Here is a 17,195-nt window from a genome sequence, read left to right on the forward strand (position 1 = left end):
CAGCTTATCTTCTGAAATTTACTATCGCTTTTCCCCTTAATTGGATGGAACTATTCAAGGCGTCCACCGACGCCGCTGCATCCAACTTCAGAATGCCGTGCCGCCACTGGATAGCGGAGCTGATCTGGCTCCGTTGGTGTTTGCAATCCAATGGCGGGCGTCATGAATTCCAAGCTATATCGTCTGATCTTCAGCGCCGCGCGCGATATGCTGGTTGCCGTGCAGGAATGCGCGAAAGGTTGCGGCAAAGCTGGCAATGCATGTGTGGGCGCCGGTGCAGGGTCGTCAGTCTTCGTGCCAGTGTTCTGGTTCACTGCGCTCACTGCAGCCATGACGGGTTTGCCGATGGCGCTGCACGCACAGACCCTGCGGATCCAGGTCGACAAGGGTGCGCCAGGCGCGCAGCCATACGTCGGCACGGCAGCCAACGGCACGCCTGTCGTGAACATCGCGCCACCGAACCGTCCGGGCGGCACAAGCATCAATCACTTCATCCGGTACAACGTCGGCCCCTCCGGGGTGGTGGTCAATAACTCGGGCCAGAACAGCCAGACGCAGATAGCCGGCTGGGTACAGGGGAATATGCAGCTGGGCAACAACCATGCGGGCACCATCGTGCAGCAGGTCACGGCGCCCAACCCCTCGCAACTGCTGGGCATGCAGGAGATCGCTGGCAATCGCGCCTCGCTGGTGATCGCCAATCCGGCGGGCATTACGTGTTCGGGTTGCGGGACCATCAATGCCGACCGCTTTACGCTGAGTACGGGGCGACCGGTTTTCAGCGCCGGCGGCGAGCTGACTGGCTTTGACGTGCGCCAGGGCGGCATCGCCATCGATGGTCAGGGCCTGTCCAGTCCGCAGGCCCAAGTCAATTTGCTCTCACGCGCGATCTCCGTCAATGCGCAGGTTTGGGCCGATCGGCTCAATGCGGTGACAGGCGCCAACCAGATCGACCATCAAAGCCTTGGGGCAACGCCGCAGGCGGGGATGGGTGCGGCACCGCAGATTGCACTCGATGCGTCAGCGCTCGGGTCCATGTATGCCGGCGCGATCCGGCTGGTAGGGACAGAGAAAGGCGTGGGCTTCAATATTGGCGGCAATATCGCTGCGACCACGGGCGACATCACGCTGGACGTCAACGGCGATGTCCGTATCGTGCCCGGTGCGCGGTTGCAGTCGTCCGGGGCAGCGACCATTGCCGGCAGCAACATCGACAATGCCGGCACGATCACCACGCGCGGCAGCATCATCGCGACGACTCAGGGGCAACTCGCCAACAGCGGCACGCTGGCCGCCGGCGCCGACCTGCTGGCGCAGGCGGATCGCATTGCCAACTCGGGGACCATCGGCGCAGGGGTCGACGAGAACGCCAACGTGACGGTCGCCGCGACTGCGAAATTCGTCGCAAAGATCAGTCTGCAATCCAGCGGCAGCGTCGTCGCGGGCGGGGACGCGAATCTGTCCGCCGAGACGCTCGACCTGTCGAACGGCTCAGTCATCTCGCACGGTACGGCAAACCTTTCTGCGTCAGGCGACATCATCCATCGCAATGCCCGTGGGGAAGGTGCCGCGCTGCGAATCGATGCCGGCGGCGATCTGGACAATCAGGGCGGTGCGCTGGTTGCCGGCCGCAGCGGCGCTACGATCTACACCGCGAGCCTGCAGAACCAGGCCGGTACGGTCACCAGCGGCGGCGCGCTCGATCTCACGGCGGGGCAAGTCATCGACAGCACCGGCGGCACCATTGCCAGCACAGGGGACACGACCGTGACCGCGGCAAGCGTGATCAACCGCAGTGGCACGCTGGGATCGACGGAGGGCAGTCTCACGTTACAGGGCACGATCGATAACACCGATGGCAAGGCGCTCGCGACGCGAGACCTCAAGGTATCTGGAGGAACGATCGCCAATGACAACGGCAAGATGGCCGGCCAAAGCGTCTTGCTCGACGCCGGCGATCAGGCACTGAGCAACGCCGGTGGCACCATTCAGGGCGGAACGGGCGCCACCGCGCTAAGCGCGGGCAACGTGACCAATGCAGCCGGATCAATCACGAGCGCAGGCACGCTGGATGTGCGCACACCGGGGAGGATCGATAACCAGGGCGGCACGCTGGCGGCCAATGGTTCGGCGACCGTAGCCGCCGGCCAGATCAACAATCAACGCGGCTCGCTGGGGTCGTCCCAGTCAAGCCTGTCGCTTACCGGTCCGCTGGACAATACCGGCGGCAAGGCGCTGGCCGCGATCGACCTGACCGCAACAGGCGGCCCGATCGTGAACGATGCGGGCCAGATGTCGGCCGGCCAACGCCTGTCACTGGACACCGGTGGCCACGCGCTTGCGAATGCTGCCGGTAAGATTTCCGCCGGAGACCTCAGCGCCAGAACGGGTGCGCTGAACAACCGGAGCGGCGTGATTCAGGCGACGCGCACGATGTCGCTCGATACCCACGGTCAGCCCTATGACAACAGCCAGGGCGGTCTGACCGTCGCCAACGGGGACCTCACGTTCGACACGGGCTCGCTGAACAATCACGGCGGCACCGTGTCAGGCGGGCGAGATCTCAAACTCACCGGGACGACACTGGACAACACTTCCGGCAAGATCATTGCCGACGGGCCGCTCGAGATGACCGGTGACAGCCTCGCCAATGCGGACGGCAAAGTCGCATCCAATGGCGACGCGACGCTGCGCATTGCCAACGTCCTAGACAACACCGCCGGCCATACACATGCCGGCGGCACGCTCGACGTGCGGGCGGGCACAATTTTCAATCGCAACACGCTTGGCAGCACCGTTGACAACCCGCTTGGCATGGAGGGTGGAGCGGTGAAGCTGGCGGCCAGCGTCATCGACAACACGCAGGGTGCGCTGCGCGCCGATACTACGCTGATTGCCACGACCGCTGCATTGGACAACAGTCGTGGCGAGACAACATCCGGCGGCACAGCCCAGCTCTATGTTGCTGCGACGACCAACACGCGCGGCTTGCTGTCGGCGGATCAGGCGATCCTCGTCTCCGGCACCAGCCTGACCGGCGACGGAACGGTGCAGTCGAAGGGCGATGTGACGCTGAATCTGGCCAGCGATTTCAATAACGCCGGCACCGTCACCTCAGGCCAAAACACGACGCTCGATACCTCGGGCGATATCACGAATACCGGCATCCTCAGCGCCGGACAAGCGCTGGACGTGCATGGCCGCAACATCACCAATGCCGGCGAACTGTTCGGGCAGGAATCCAGCCATCTGCGGGCGGACCAGGCGGTCACCAACAGCGGACTGATCGACGGTGGCATCGTGCGCGTCGATGCCGGCACCGCGGTGACCAACGTGGACCGCATCTACGGCGATTCGGTATCCATTGGCGCCGGCCAGAAGATCGTCAATGATGCGAATCCCGCAACCGGCAATGGTGGCGTCATTGCTTCGCGCGTCGGAGACGTGAATCTTGGCGCGCCCGATATCGTCAACCGCGAACACGCGCTGATCTATTCGTCGCAAGACCTGAATGTGGGCGGCGCGCTGGACGACAGTGGAAACGTCGTGGGTCGCGCCAGCTCACTGACGAACGCGTCGGCGACGATTGACGTGGCGCGCAATGCGAATATCGATGCAGCGAGCATCCTCAATCAGAACAGTCATTTTGCGACGACGGTGACGGACACCGGGACGGTCACTCAACTCATCTATCGCCTCAAAGGCACTGCGGTCGACATTGATCCCGCCACGGCGATCTTCTTCGACTGGAAGTACGGCGCGACCGATTACTATCATCCGGCCACAGATCTCGGGTGGCTCCACCAGGATGGCAATGAACGGGGCGCCCCGCGCTGGCTGGTCCTGCCTTCGGACCAGTATCCGTTCTCGCAGTTTGGCCCGCCCTTCGACTGGTCGCGCCGGATGGACGGAACGGCCGGGCCTGTCCTCGCGTGGGGCAGCTATCAGGTGGAGGGCGACAACTCTTTTGCACCGGTAGACCAGTGGTCGCCCGTGGGCCTCGCCTTTGCCCAGTTCAGTGAGACGGACAACGTGGGCAATGTCGTGAGCGTGACCAATGAGCGCTTCTACTACAAGCCCGACGATGCGATCTGGGACAAGTTCGATGTTGCACGTCCGGGCTCCGCTCCTCCGCCATTCCAGGGTCCATGCGCGAACGACGCGCCGGCATCGTGTCAGACCGCCCAGCGGGCCTACCAGGCCTGGCACGATGAGAACTTCCCGAAGTACCAGGCGCTCAACGACAAGATCAAGGCGTTCAACAAGGACTTTCACGCACGTTCGGTCTCGGATTTCTACGTGCTCGAGGAGCAAACGCGCGTCCGCGATGAAACCGTCGCCAGCACGGACCCTGCACGCATTCTTGTCGGTGGGGACGCCAGGCTGAACGGCGCCGTCGTGAACGACAAGAGCCAGATTCTGGTTGGCGGCACGCTCAAGGTCCCCGCGCCCGTGGACAACCGTGGTTATACCGGCACCCGTATCGAATCGATCTCGGGCTCGCAAGACTGGTACTACGTCAACTATGGGGTAAATGATCCCGACCGCCGGATCAAGCCGGGCGCGCTGCCGCCTGTCGACCTTACCCTGCCGGTCGTTCTGGCGACGGGCTCTTCGCTGGATCACCAGCTCGTGAATGGCACGGGAACCAACGTGGGCACCAAGCCGGGCATTGCGCCGATCTCCAACGCGCCGACAATGATGCAGGTGTCGCTGGACACCGGCGGGGCGACGTCCGGTCCGCAGTTGGAGGCCAATGATCCTGGCTCCTGGCTCGGCGGTGCTGTCATCCGTACCGTCACGCCATCGCTCGCGGTGCCGCGCAATGCGCTGTTCACGGTCAACACGCAACCGGGTGCGCATTACCTGATCGAGACTGATCCGCGTTTCACCAGCCAGCGCCAGTGGATGTCCAGCGACTACATGCTGAATCAGCTTGGCCGTGACCCGGGCAACGTCCTCAAGCGCCTGGGCGACGGATTCTATGAGGCACGACTGGTGGCCGACGCGGTGATGCTCGCCACAGGCCAGCGCTTCACAGGCGACTATGCCGACAATCAATCGCAATACATCGGCCTGATGAACGCGGGTGTGACGTTCGCTCGGAAGTACCAGCTGACCGTCGGCACGGAACTCTCGCCGGAGCAGATGCGGGCGTTGACGAGCGACATCGTGTGGCTCGTGGAGAAGACCGTCCAGCTGCCGGATGGTAGTACGCAGACGGTCCTGGTGCCGCAGGTGTACCTGATGACGCGCGTGGGCGACATCAAGGGGGACGGCACGCTGATCTCTGCCAACAACGTCACTATCCAGACTGACGGCGACGTGAAGAACGCCGGCACGATCGCCAGTCGCAAGGTGATGCTGATCGAAGCCGGCAGCATCATCAACGAGCGCGGCACGCTCGCCGCCGGCAGCATGGAGCTCGATGCAAAGCAGGACATCGACAACCTGGCGGGCACTATCAATGCAGGCAAGCTGTCGGCAACCGCGGGGCGCGATATCAACCTGACCTCGACAACGGCTACCGGCAGCAACCGGATCGGCGAAACGGCTACAAGCCACACCGCGGTGAGCGGCGTATCCGTCCTCAATGTAGATAGCGCCACGCTGAAAGCCGGCCGGGACGTCAACGCCCTGGCAGCGAGCATCACCGCAACGGGCGATCTTGCCATGCACGCCGAGCGCGACATCAACCTCGACACGGTGCATGTGGGCGACCGCCGGGATTCCGTGACCGATTCGCGCAATCGCACCAGCACTGCGTACAGCGCGGACATCGGCACGCAGATAACGGGCAAGAACGTCACGCTGGCCGCCGACCAGGACGTGAACGCCAAGGCGGCGTATGTCAACGCGGGGGAAAAACTGGACGTCCACGCCAGGCGCGATATCAACGTGACGGCAGGCCAGGCCAGCGTGGCGATCCGGGACGAGCAGGGCAGCACAAGCGGTGGCTTCCTGTCGAAGTCGTCGACGCATACGATCGACGCGATCAGCCGGATGGAGGCGATGGGCAGTACGTTCTCGGGGGACACGGTGACGATGAAGGCCGACCGGGATCTTGCTGTCGCGGGCAGCACGGTGGTTGCGACACACGACCTCAATCTGACGGCGGAACGCAACCTTGGCATTACGGGGACCGAGACGGAATCCTCCGCATATAGCTTCAGAGAAGAGAAGAAGTCCGGCTTCGGCGCGACGGGCGGTGGAATCTCTTATGGCAGCCGGAACCAGAAGGACACCATCAACGACCGTGGCACGCAACAGGCGGGCAGCCTGGTGGGCTCGACGGATGGCAGCGTGAACATGAAGGCGGGAAGCACGCTGACGGTCAACGGCAGCGACCTGATTGCGAAGCAGGACATCACGGGCGTCGGCGCGGATGTGAACATCGATGCGGCGAAGAACCGGCAGCACCATGACGAGACGCACGAGGTAAAGCAGAGTGGCTTCACGCTCGGTGTATCGGGCGGCGCGCCCGGAGCGGCGCTCGATGCGGGCAACAAGATCAGCAACGCCTCAAAGAGCGAGGACGGACGTGCCTCCGCGTTGTGGGGCATGGCTGCGACGCGGGATATCTACGACGCCGGCAAGCTGATGGACAGCAAGGGGGCCATGGAGGGCGCAGCGGTGACGCTTTCGTATGGGACCACCCACAGCAAGCAGACGCTGACGCAGGACAGCACCAGCCATGACGGCTCAAGCGTGAGGGCTGGCGGCACTGCCAAGTTCGTTGCTACCGGCGTGGATGCCGACGGCAACCGGACTGCGGGCGACCTGAACATCGTCGGGTCGGAGATCGACGCGAGCAAGGTGGCGCTTGGGGCGAAGCACGATGTCAACATCGTCTCGGCCACGGATACCGATGAAAGCCATAGCACCAACAAGTCCACCAGCGCGAGCGTTGGCGTTTCGTACGGACTGGGGAAGGACAACGCGGGCTTCGGCGTTTCCGCGTCCGCGTCGCAGACGAAGGGCAACTCGGACAGCGTGGGTGCGACCCAAAGCAACAGTCATGTGCGGGGGAAGGAGTCCGTCGTGATCGTTTCGGGGAACGATACCAACATCCAGGGCGCGACGATCCATAGTGGCACGGTCGGCATGGACGTGGGCGGCGGCCTGAATCTAGCGAGCCGTCAGGACACCGGTGATTCCCACGCGCGGCAGCAGAGCGTTGGCGGCGGCATCAGCATCAGCCAGGGCGGTGCCAGCGGCAGCTTCTCGGCGTCCAAGGGCAAGGCCGATGGCAGCTATGCCAATGTCTCGGAGCAGTCGGGCATCTTTGCAGGCGAGGGCGGCTTCGACATCACGGTGAAGGGCAACACCGACCTGAAGGGCGCGCTGATTGACAGCGAGGCCGGCAAGGACAAAAACCGCCTGAGCACCGGCACGCTCTCGTGGAGCGATATCGCCAACCATTCGGACTACGGCGCTACATCGTACGGCGTGTCGGGTGGCGGGACTGTTGGCAGCAACAACAGCGACAAGAGCAGCGGGCAGACGTCAGGCAAGAACACCGGCGGCATCAGCCCGATGATTCCGCAGCACAAGAGCGGCAGCCAGGATGGCGCGGCGCAAGCGGCGATTGCCGATGGAACCATCACGATCACGGACTCGGCCAACCAAAAGCAGGATCTTGCGACGCTCAGGCGGGATACGACCGGCACCAACAGCCAGGTGGGGAGCAATCCGGATCTGGAGAAGCTGCTGAACAAGCAGGCCGACACGATGGCGGCGGCGCAGGCGGCGGGTGAGGCGGTGGCGAAGACGGTTGGGGATATTGCGCAGGCCAAGCTTGAGGATGCCAACAAGCGGTATGCCGAAGCGGCCGAAGCGAACCGGGTAAATCCGAGTGCCGAGAATCAGGCGGCAATGGAGGCGGCGCAGGCTGATATCGATGGCTGGAGGGACGGCGGCGGCTATCGGGCGGCGTTGCATGCGGCTGGCGGCGCATTTATTGCGGGGTTGGGTGGCGGCAATGCGCTGGCCGGGGCCGGCGGCGCTGCTGCGGCATCGCTTGCCGGGGAGAAGCTTGGGGAGTTGAGCAGGGCGATTGCCGGACGGGCTGATACGGGCAATGCGGCGGTGGATGAGGCGTTGGGGAATTTTGCGGCGAATATTGCGAGTGGCGGGCTTGGTGGGTTAGTTGGCGGGGGTTCCGGCGCTGCTACGGCGGCGAATGTGGATCGGTTTAATCGGCAGTTGCATCAGAGCGAAAAGGACCTGATTCACGCGAAGGCTAACGGTGATGCCGCAGAGGAAAAGCGGCTGACCGATGCGGCCTGTTATCGAGTGCAGTGCTGGGCGGAATTCTCGCCGAACAGTCCGGAATACTTGGCAAAGTACGTCAGCGACGCGGACGCCACCAGGCTGAGCTCTGAGCTGGCTTGGGTGGACAGCCAGAGGCTGGCAGGTGGGCGGTTCGATTACACACTGCCTCAACAGGCGAAGGACATTGTGTCGCGTCAGTGGGATCAGTTCAGTCGTGGTGTCCAGAAGATCGGGCAGGACGTCCTCAACTTCCCGAGCGATGTGGTGAACCAGTTCCCGAGAATTGGCGGCGGTGCTCCGCAAGGCGACCCGAATCCGCTGATCGATGTGAAAGACGGGGGTAACGGGACGCCACCAACGCCCGCTGTGGTGACCGGTCCGGTAACGGGAATGACGCCAAATGGTATGCCGGTCCCTATAGCTCCCGGAATTGTGGTTCCTGGCTCTCCTGAGACGCAAGTGCCGAGCAACGCTCTCGCGTCAAGTGACAATGAACACGTGGGAGGACGGAATAGCAGCGCAAATGGTGAGAAGGGGTTCGACCCTTCAAACATTGAAGACAAACTGAATGGATATCTGCTTGATCCGACACACACGCAGAATCAAACAAAGGCAAATTGGTTTAGTCAGGCATTGGGCTTCGATCAGAGTAATTGGCAAGATCTTGCCAAGCAGTTGTACTTTGACCCGGCGAAAGCCGTACCGACGAAGGCAACTCAGTATGGGCAAACGTATGAGCAAGTGATTTCCATCAACGGCGCCAATGGGAAAACCATCGACACGACATTTGTGTTCATGAAGGACAGATCAGGTACAGTCCGCCTTGTAACGGGCATTCCTGCAAAGAAGTGAAAATGATGAAAGAGAACGACACCTTTAAGTTGTCAAAACCTGTCGAAGCCACGGTAATTGGCGAAACTCGGACCGTAATATTGCCTGCTGGCACCGTCGTTACAGTGGTACTAGTCTTCGGGGATCCAAGTTTTCCTGCTGCTTATGAAGTGGAAGCCTTCATGCGGGACGACGACGTTTATGTGCTTGCGACAGTCGAATCAAGTGATGCTGGAGAGAGCAGTTGATCGGCAGCAGGCGTTCTTTGACTTCGACGTGCGCCGTGGCAGTGCTGGCTGGCCCGATCTGGCCCCTGAGCTGCTCGGTGTCAAATAGGGAGGTGGCTTGGTTCGATGGCAGCGTAAACGTGGGGCGAATAACCGTTAGGGGTAAAAAAGGTGAGGCTAATTTCACAAAAGGAAAGGAACCTTTTCCTGCGATTAGGGGAAATAGGCGCTGTCCAAAAAGTACGATCGCTCGTGGATATGCAAGATCTGCGTGTGGAGTCCTTTGGTGATGGCGGAATGGGTAGTTTTTGGATAGAGCTGCCGCCGGAGTACGAGAATGAAGAAATAGATATGGTAGGCGCGGCCGCGAAATCAGTGGATAAGGATGGTGTTGTTTTGATTGCCACATTGTTCTTGAATGGAAATGACTTTCCTTGTTCAGTTGATGTTTGGAAAGTTGATTTTTCACCAATAATTGAGCTTCCAGATAACTGGGAAAAGGAAGATTTTCCGAGATTTCCTGGGTCAGGTACTGGCGGAACCGCGGCATAGGCTTTGTAGGTTCCCTCGGCTAAGTCAGGAACCTGCTTCTGTTGTGAACAGTATCAGGAATACATTATGAATTTATTCGGAATACAATTCAAACCGCCTTCCGTACTGACATCGGACCGCTATGCACTTGCGCAAGTCGCGCTCTATATCTTCGCGTTAGCGTCGGGCGTCACGGCAGGATTTCAATTGGTGGCAGCCCTCGCTACGCCTGCTGCGCAAATCCCGGCAGGTGGGAGCCGCCTGCTGCTGTATGCGATTCCTGCCATTCAGAACGCATTCTGGACCGCCGGGATAGTCTATCTGTCGTACAAGCTGCAAAGCGATATCAATGAAATAGTCTGGCGATTGTGTGTTGGCGTCATGCTGTTGCAAATCATTGCGTCTGCGCTGCAATTGCTTGCCCAGGTAAATTTGCTCCCGCTGGTCGCATTCGCATTGGCGATCTTCGGACTTGGCTCGCTTCTCGTCGGAAAGGAGAGTTCAGTTCTCCGAGAAGTCAGCACGGATTACGAACAAGACGAGTAGGCGCGATTCCATGTGGTCATCCATTTCTGACGCTCGCCGCAAGGCGCGCGGTGTCCCCCTTTTTGCCTCGTTTTTCCTAACCCTGCCTTCAGTTGCCGCAGCCCAATCCCTCCCATTCTTCCCCTCAGTCACTCCCAACGACGCCATCGAGCGCCGCCAGGAGCAGCAGCAGGAAGCCGTCAGGCAACGCGCCATGGCCCGCCCGGACGTGCTTTCGCCCGCCGCTGCCGAGCCCGCCAGGTCTAGCCCTTTGATCCTCCCAACCGAAACACCTTGCTTTCCCATCCAGTCCGTAGTCTGGGATGGCGCCGACGCCTTCACCTGGCTGACCCGGGAATCAGACATCCTCATCAACCAATGCGCCGGCAAGCAGGGCCTGCAAGCCATTCGCGACTACTTCGCAGCACGCCTCGTGACCGAAGGCTTCGTCACCACACGCGTATTCATTCCCGAACAGAACCTTTCCACTGGCACGCTGCGCCTTCAGGTTGTCGCTGGCCGTATCAATCAATTGAAATCCGAAGGCACACCCGGTTGGTGGCGCACGGCGCTGCCCACCGGACCAGATGGTCTGGTCAACCAGCGCGACCTTGACCAGGGCACGGAGAACATCCGCCGCCTGCAAGGCCAGGCCGACGCGACCATCGATCTGGTTCCGGGTGACAACCCGGGCGAAGCCGATCTGGTCGTCAAGCCCGGCACTGGCAAGCGCTGGCACGGCCTCATCATGGCGGACAACGCCGGTCTCGACAACACGGGCAAGTACCAGATGGGCGGCACCCTGACCGTGGATTCGCCGCTGTTCCTGTACGACAGCCTCACCGTCTCCGGCAATACCAACGCCAACTACGGCAACGGCTCGGCTGGCACGCGCTCGTCGGCGATCAACTACAGCATCCCGTTCGGCTACTGGAACGCCTTCTTCAACGCGAACCAGTCGCACTACAAGCAGACCGTCGCGGGCTTCGATGGCGATATCGTCTATGGCGGACGCAACACGCAGATTGAAGCGGGCCTCGGCTATGTGCCGTTTCGCAATGCCTCGGGCAAGACCAGCCTCTACGGCAAGGTATTCCGCAAATCGGCCAGCAGCACCATTAACGGCCTTGACCTGCCCGTGCAGCATCGGGACTTCGTCGGCTACGAACTCGGCGCCTCGCATCGCCAGTACTTCGGGGCGAGCGTCTTCGATATCGGCGCGGCATGGCGCCAGTCACTGCCGAGCCATTCAAAATCTCCCGGTTTCGTACTGGGCGATCCTGCCTGGGACGGCGAGTCCGAAATCCTGCTAGGCAACCTGGGCTTGATGATTCCGTTCCAGGTCAGCGGCCAACGCCTGCGCTACCAGGGCACCGTGCGGATGCAATACGCGCCGACGCGCATCCTGCCCTCCGACTACTTCGTAATCGGCAACCGTTACTCGGTACGCGGCTTCGATGAGCAACTGACGCTCGCCGCGGAGAACGGCGTGACGATGCGCAACGACCTGGCCTGGCAGATCGGCAACACGGGGCAGGAGGCGTTCGTGGGCTTCGACATGGGCCACATCAGCGGCCCGTCTGCGGCGTTTCTGGTCGGACAGACGCTGATGGGTGCCGTCATCGGTGCACGTGGACGATGGCGGCTCGGGAGCCTGGCCGCGCTGTCGTACGAGGTCACACTCGGTACGCCGGTCATGAAGCCGGACAACTTCCGAACCCACGGTACAAACATTGCCGCGCAGATGGGATTAGAGTTCTGATGGCGCGCCTCCATCAATTTTCCGATACCACCGCCTTCTCCCGCTTGACCGCCTCCCGCCGCGCCGCAGCCGCCTTGCGCCGCTCATGCCGGATCAGGCTCACTTGTTCAAACCGCCACATCACATAGCAGAACGCCAGAAATGGCCACAGCCACCCGAGCCACTGCGCCAGGCTGTTGAAATGCACGAACCGCCCCATTCTCCAGCCTTGCTCGGAGATCCATGCATACGGATTCGATGGCAGCACATTGGTGAGCATGACCAGCGTGATCAGCGCAGCCATGGCGAGCACCGCGCGCAGCCAGCGTGGCACATACAGCAACAGCGCCAGCGCCAGCGAACTCGTCAGCAGCGCGAAGCGGCCGCCTTCGGACAGCCAGATGAAAGCGTTGCCATCGGGGAACTGCAGTTCCGCCACCGCGGCCTTCAGCAGCAGCGCCGCGGCCAGCAGTCCGGCCAGGATTCGCAGCATCGGCGCGTGCCGCCGCATCGAGATCGAAGCGAACAGACCGGTGCCAAGCCAGCTGCTGGCTGTCACCATCGTTTCCAGCAACTGCTGGCTCTGCATGTCGTCAGGACGCAGGCCAATGCTCTCCTGCCATGCAGGCAGCGACGGCACCAGCATCTGCAAAACCTGCATCGGCCATGAGTCCGGATCGGTCAGCCATTCGCGCACGATGCCGCCCATGCCGAACAGGTGCTCCTGCGGAAAGATCTGCGCGAACGGCCACAGCAGCAGCAGGATGATGGCAAAGCTCGCATGCGGCTCGAACCACGCACTGCGCAGCTGCGTGAGCGTGCCGCGGTCGATCAGCGCGGACGTGAACGGCGCCACCACGGCACCGCCGAGCAGCGCCCCCAGCGCATTGGTGATGAGGTCGATGTTCGACGAGATGCGGTTCGGTAGCCAGGTCTGCAGCGCTTCCATGCAGGCGGAGAGCAGCGCACCCGCTACCAGTGCGATCAGCGTGGCGCGCGCACCGGACATGCGCGGATGCAGCGCGAGCACGACGAGCGCGCCGAACGGACAGTAGCCGAGCACATTGGTGAGCAGGTCGAACTCGGTGATGTAGCGCGGCTTGGGCGCCGTCAGGAATGCAAACGGCGAGATGCCGTTGTCGACCCAGCCGCTGAACGGGTACAGGCTCGCGTAGACCACCAGCAGCGAGAAGCACACCAGCCCCACGCGCGCCAGCGGCGAGTGCCGGGGCGCGTCCACCTCAGGCAGTGGCGCCTGCGGCGGCATGGCGGGCGGCGTGCGGGCCGGCACCATGGTGCTGTCGTCCTACTTGCCCTGCATGGGCAGGGTGGCCGCCCAGGCCAGCATGTCGGCGATGACCTTGTCGGTGCTGTCCGCCAGCGCCTTCACGCCACCCGCGCCGTCGGCGCTGGGCGCGGGCTCGCGCGCGGCGAAGGTCTGCTGGCCGATCATGCCGTGGAGGTACACCGTGGCACGCACGCGCACCACGCCGCGGCTTTCGGTGGCGCTGTCGAACACCTGCTCGAACTCGAGCATGTCGATCTTGAGCGCGGGCACGGTGGTATCGCCAAACCACGTCAGCGCGCCGCGCGCGGCCACGGCTTCGCGCAGGCGGCCATCGAACAGCTGCGTGGGCGGTATCACCCAGCGCTGCGTCGCATAGGACTGCATCCGCTGCGCTTGCGAGTACTGCAGGCGGTAAAACAGCGCATTGCTTTCCATCCAGGTCGGGCCGTCGGTCTGGGCGATTCTTAGTTTCGGCAGCTTGGGCAGCGTCCCGGCAGATTGTTCCGCGGCCAGCGGCGGCCCCAGGTCATAGGTCGTGACGGGCGGCGACGAACGGGTCAGCGCGCAGCCGGCAAGAGCGGACACAACGGCCAGTGCGGCGAACAGGGTCCTGGCGGCGCGGCGTGCGGTGGGCAGGTCTGGTGTCGATGTCACGATTGGCCTCGTTGGTTCATCAGGGCTGGCATATGGGTCACGGCGGGGTCACGGCGCGCTGAAGCCGGGCTCGCCCGGGCCCGGCACCGGCGTCGGCGAGCCGAACAGCAGGCTGTTCGGGCTGTCGCTGAACTGACCGGCGGCGCGTTCGAAGGTGCGCGCGGTCTGGCGTGCGTCGCGCGCCAGGCCGTTGATCTGCGGCAGCGTTTCCTGGCTGAGCGTGCCGGCGGCCGACTGGATCGACTCGGCCGCGCCCTGCAGGTCGCGCCCGACCGTATCGACCGTGCGCAGCACCGTGCCGTTCGGATTGGCCAGCTCCTGCGTGAGCCGGCGCGTCGATTGCAGCGTCACGTTGAGGTTCTCGGCGACCTGCGGCAGCCGTGCCGCCGCGGGTTCGAGCGACGCCGACAGCTTCGAATAGTCTTCAGCGGTCTTGTGGATCGAGCGGATGGCCGCCATCAGCTCGGCACGGTTGCTGGTCTGGAACATGTCGTTGAGCGAGGTCATCATGGTCTCGACCTGCGTGAGCAGCGAGTCGCCGCGCTTTTCCAGTTCCTCGAAGAATCCCGGCCGCATGGCGATGCGCGCCACGGCCTTGGGCGAGGTGCGCAGCGGCGGCGACGTGACCGCGCCTTCTTCCGCAGCCGTGTCGTCCAGCTGCACGTAGGCGATCCCGGTCACGCCCTGGAAGCCCAGCGTGGCATACGTGGTGCGCGTGATCGGCGTGTCCTGGTTCACGTTGACACGCACGATGATCTGGCCCGGCACCTGCGGGTCGAAGCGGATCGACACCACCTTGCCCACTTCCAGGCCGCGGTACTTCACGTCCGCCTGCGGCCCCAGGCCGTTCACCGTGGAGCGCGTGATCAGGTCGTAGGGCACGCGCACGGCGTGGTCGCTGCTGAACCAGAAGATCGCGAACAGCACCAGCACGGCCAGGCCGATCGTGAACAGGCCGGCAAGGAAGGCGTGTGACTTGTTTTCCATCATGCTTCTCCAGGTTGCGCGCCGCCCTTGGCCGGCTGCAGGGCCTGCATCGCGCGCTGCGCGCGTTCGCCCAGGAAATAGTCGCGGATGAACGGGTGGTCCACCTTGACGACTTCCCCGATCGGCGCCGCGGCCAGCACCTTGTGGTCGGCGAGCGCGGCGACGCGGTCGGACAGCGCCACCAGCGTGTCGAGATCGTGGGTGATCATCACCACGGTCAGTCCCAGTTCGCGGCGCAACTCGCGAATCAGCTCGACGTAACCGTCGGAGGCCATCGGGTCGAGGCCGGCGGTGGGTTCGTCCAGGAACAGCAGCTCCGGCTCCAGCGCCAGCGCGCGCGCCAGCGCCACGCGCTTGATCATGCCGCCGGACAGGTCGGACGGCATCTTGTCGGCATCGCGCGCCGACAGGCCCACCATCTGCAGCTTGAGCAGGGCAGCCTGGCAGATAAGATTGTCGGGCAGGGCCCGGAGTTCACGCAGCGGCAGCGCGATGTTGTCGATGACCGACAAGGCCGAGAACAGCGCCCCGCCCTGGAACTGCAGGCCCCAGCGATTGCGCAGCGCCTGCAGCTGCGCGGGCTTCAGGCGGGCCGGGCTTTCGCCAAAGACGCGGATCGACCCTGACGTGGGCCGCTCCAGCCCGACGATCTGCCGCAGCAGCACGGTCTTGCCACTGCCCGATCCGCCCACGATGGACAGGACTTCGCCGCGGTACACATTGAGGTTCACGCCGTCGTGCACGACGGCCTTGCCGTAGCGCTTGACCAGGTCGCGCACCTCGATGACGGCTTCGCCGCGCGCGGGCGGGGAGGTGGACGAGGCGGCGGGCAAGGTGGCCGATGGGATCGTGCTGGTCGCGGTGCTCATATGCCCACGTCCTTGAACATCACGGCGAAGATGGCATCGGCGATGATCACGATGGTGATCGACACCACCACCGAGGCCGTGGTGCCTTCGCCCAGGCTTTGGGTATTGGGCCGGATACGCAGCCCGAAGTGGCAGGCGGCCAGCCCGATCAGCATGCCGAAGGCCACGCCCTTGCCCAGGCCCAGCCACAGGTTGGCCACGGGCACGGCGTCGGGCAGCGCGCGCAGGAAGAACGTCGGGCTGATGCCGAGCTGCATGCGCGCGGAGATGATGCCGCCGGCCAGTGCCAGCACGTCGGTCCATGCCACCAGCAGCGGCATGCACACGGCCAGCGCGACCACGCGCGGCATGATCAGGCGGAAGCCGTGCGAAATGCCCATGACGCGCATGGCGTCGAGTTCTTCGGTTACGCGCATCACGCCGATCTGCGCGGTGATGGCCGAGCCCGAGCGCCCTGCAACGAGGATCGCGGCCAGCACCGGGCCCAGCTCGCGGATCACGGCCATGCCGAGGATATTGACGATGAAGGTGCTGGCGCCGAAGGTGCGCAACTGGTTGGCCGACAGGTACGACAGCACGATGCCGATCAGGAAGCCGACCAGTGCCGTGATGCCGAGCGCCTTGTAGCCGATGTTGTAGATATTGGCTGAAATCTCGCGCCACGGTCCGCGCTGCGGCACGCGTGCGAAGCGGATCAGGTCGAAGGCGAGCTGACCGAGCATGCTGACGCCGTTGGCGGCCTGCGCGCCGAACGACAGCACCGAACCGCCGAATTCCGTGATCGGGTTGAAGCGCTCGACGATATGCTTCTTCCAGCCTTCGCTATGCAGGTTGGCGATGCGCTCGAACACGCGGCGCTGGCCGTCGCTGGCATCGAGCCGCTCGGGCAGCTTGCCGTTCCACGCCTGCCACAGCAGTTGCCCGCCCACGTGGTCGAGCTTGTCCACGCCGGCCAGCGACCAGTGGGCATCGTCGGGCGCATCCGCCAGCGCGTGCAGGCGGGAGCGCATGGTGCGCGCCTGATGGCAACCGGCCAGCGCCAGCGCGGTCCAGTCACCGCACAGCTGCACGCTGACGTTTCCGTCCTCGTGTGTGATGTTGAAGGCAGGCGTCGTCTGACTTTCCAAGGGCAAGGACAATGTGATGGCTTAGTCCCGATTCTAAGCCACAGGCCGGGGTGGCGCGAGGAAAGGGCGCCCGCGGCTACAATGCGGCCTTGGAACCGGCGCTTGCATCACGGCGGTTCCCAGCGCCAGCCGGACCGGCGC

10 protein-coding genes are annotated in these 17,195 nt (G+C 63.3%); 5 read left to right on the plus strand and 5 right to left on the minus strand.

What is annotated here, in order from left to right:
• Positions 1-162: 162 nt before the first annotated feature.
• The 5 genes from ACIGJB_RS00615 (at position 163) to ACIGJB_RS00635 (ending at position 12,150) form a co-directional block, all read left to right on the plus strand.
• Positions 163-9,126 (plus strand): two-partner secretion domain-containing protein, encoded by an 8,964-nt coding sequence (locus ACIGJB_RS00615; RefSeq protein WP_483730924.1) that lies wholly within the window; start codon positions 163-165, stop codon positions 9,124-9,126.
• Positions 9,127-9,128: 2 nt separating this feature from the next.
• Positions 9,129-9,353: a hypothetical protein gene (locus ACIGJB_RS00620; RefSeq protein WP_483730925.1), complete on the plus strand. Its 225-nt coding sequence runs from the start codon at positions 9,129-9,131 to the stop codon at positions 9,351-9,353.
• A 150-nt stretch (positions 9,354-9,503) separates the two neighbouring features.
• The gene (locus tag ACIGJB_RS00625) at positions 9,504-9,884 is read left to right on the plus strand and encodes a DUF6984 family protein (protein ID WP_483730926.1); all 381 of its coding nucleotides are present in this window, start codon (positions 9,504-9,506) and stop codon (positions 9,882-9,884) included.
• A gap of 66 nt (positions 9,885-9,950) precedes the next feature.
• Positions 9,951-10,409, plus strand: a complete 459-nt coding sequence (locus ACIGJB_RS00630; RefSeq protein WP_483730927.1) for a hypothetical protein — start codon at positions 9,951-9,953, stop codon at positions 10,407-10,409.
• Positions 10,410-10,602: 193 nt separating this feature from the next.
• Complete coding sequence (locus tag ACIGJB_RS00635) at positions 10,603-12,150, plus strand: ShlB/FhaC/HecB family hemolysin secretion/activation protein (RefSeq protein WP_483730928.1); 1,548 nt, start codon at positions 10,603-10,605, stop codon at positions 12,148-12,150.
• Positions 12,151-12,163: 13 nt separating this feature from the next.
• On the opposite strand, the gene ACIGJB_RS00640 is transcribed toward ACIGJB_RS00635, so the two are convergent.
• From ACIGJB_RS00640 to ACIGJB_RS00660, 5 genes are read right to left on the minus strand one after another with little or no spacing between them, the layout of a single operon-like run.
• The gene (locus tag ACIGJB_RS00640; protein WP_483730929.1) at positions 12,164-13,423 is read right to left on the minus strand and encodes a VanZ family protein; all 1,260 of its coding nucleotides are present in this window, start codon (positions 13,421-13,423) and stop codon (positions 12,164-12,166) included.
• A gap of 12 nt (positions 13,424-13,435) precedes the next feature.
• A complete protein-coding gene (locus ACIGJB_RS00645; protein ID WP_483730930.1) occupies positions 13,436-14,071 on the minus strand; it encodes an ABC-type transport auxiliary lipoprotein family protein in 636 nt (211 codons plus the stop codon).
• 48 nt (positions 14,072-14,119) lie between these two features.
• Positions 14,120-15,061: an MlaD family protein gene (locus ACIGJB_RS00650; RefSeq protein WP_483730931.1), complete on the minus strand. Its 942-nt coding sequence runs from the start codon at positions 15,059-15,061 to the stop codon at positions 14,120-14,122.
• Positions 15,058-15,927: an ABC transporter ATP-binding protein gene (locus ACIGJB_RS00655; RefSeq protein ID WP_483730932.1), complete on the minus strand. Its 870-nt coding sequence runs from the start codon at positions 15,925-15,927 to the stop codon at positions 15,058-15,060. The genes ACIGJB_RS00650 and ACIGJB_RS00655 overlap by 4 nt, the downstream gene beginning before the upstream one ends.
• Positions 15,924-16,937 carry an MlaE family ABC transporter permease gene (locus ACIGJB_RS00660; protein ID WP_483732368.1) on the minus strand — a complete coding sequence of 338 codons (1,014 nt, stop codon included), beginning with the start codon at positions 16,935-16,937 and terminating at the stop codon, positions 15,924-15,926. The genes ACIGJB_RS00655 and ACIGJB_RS00660 overlap by 4 nt, the downstream gene beginning before the upstream one ends.
• Between the last annotated feature and the right edge of the window lie 258 nt (positions 16,938-17,195).

This window comes from Cupriavidus sp. C2SS-8b (genome assembly GCF_057073745.1).

Bases quoted from the DNA above. Each gene is read 5' to 3' on its own strand.
- ACIGJB_RS00655 (WP_483730932.1), bottom strand. From the start codon at position 15,927: ATGAGCACCGCGACCAGCACGATCCCATCGGCCACCTTGCCCGCCGCC.
- ACIGJB_RS00640 (WP_483730929.1), bottom strand. From the start codon at position 13,423: ATGGTGCCGGCCCGCACGCCGCCCGCCATGCCGCCGCAGGCGCCACTG.
- ACIGJB_RS00650 (WP_483730931.1), bottom strand. From the start codon at position 15,061: ATGATGGAAAACAAGTCACACGCCTTCCTTGCCGGCCTGTTCACGATC.
- ACIGJB_RS00635 (WP_483730928.1), top strand. From the start codon at position 10,603: ATGGCCCGCCCGGACGTGCTTTCGCCCGCCGCTGCCGAGCCCGCCAGG.
- ACIGJB_RS00620 (WP_483730925.1), top strand. From the start codon at position 9,129: ATGATGAAAGAGAACGACACCTTTAAGTTGTCAAAACCTGTCGAAGCC.
- ACIGJB_RS00615 (WP_483730924.1), top strand. From the start codon at position 163: ATGAATTCCAAGCTATATCGTCTGATCTTCAGCGCCGCGCGCGATATG.
- ACIGJB_RS00630 (WP_483730927.1), top strand. From the start codon at position 9,951: ATGAATTTATTCGGAATACAATTCAAACCGCCTTCCGTACTGACATCG.
- ACIGJB_RS00660 (WP_483732368.1), bottom strand. From the start codon at position 16,937: ATGCGCTCCCGCCTGCACGCGCTGGCGGATGCGCCCGACGATGCCCAC.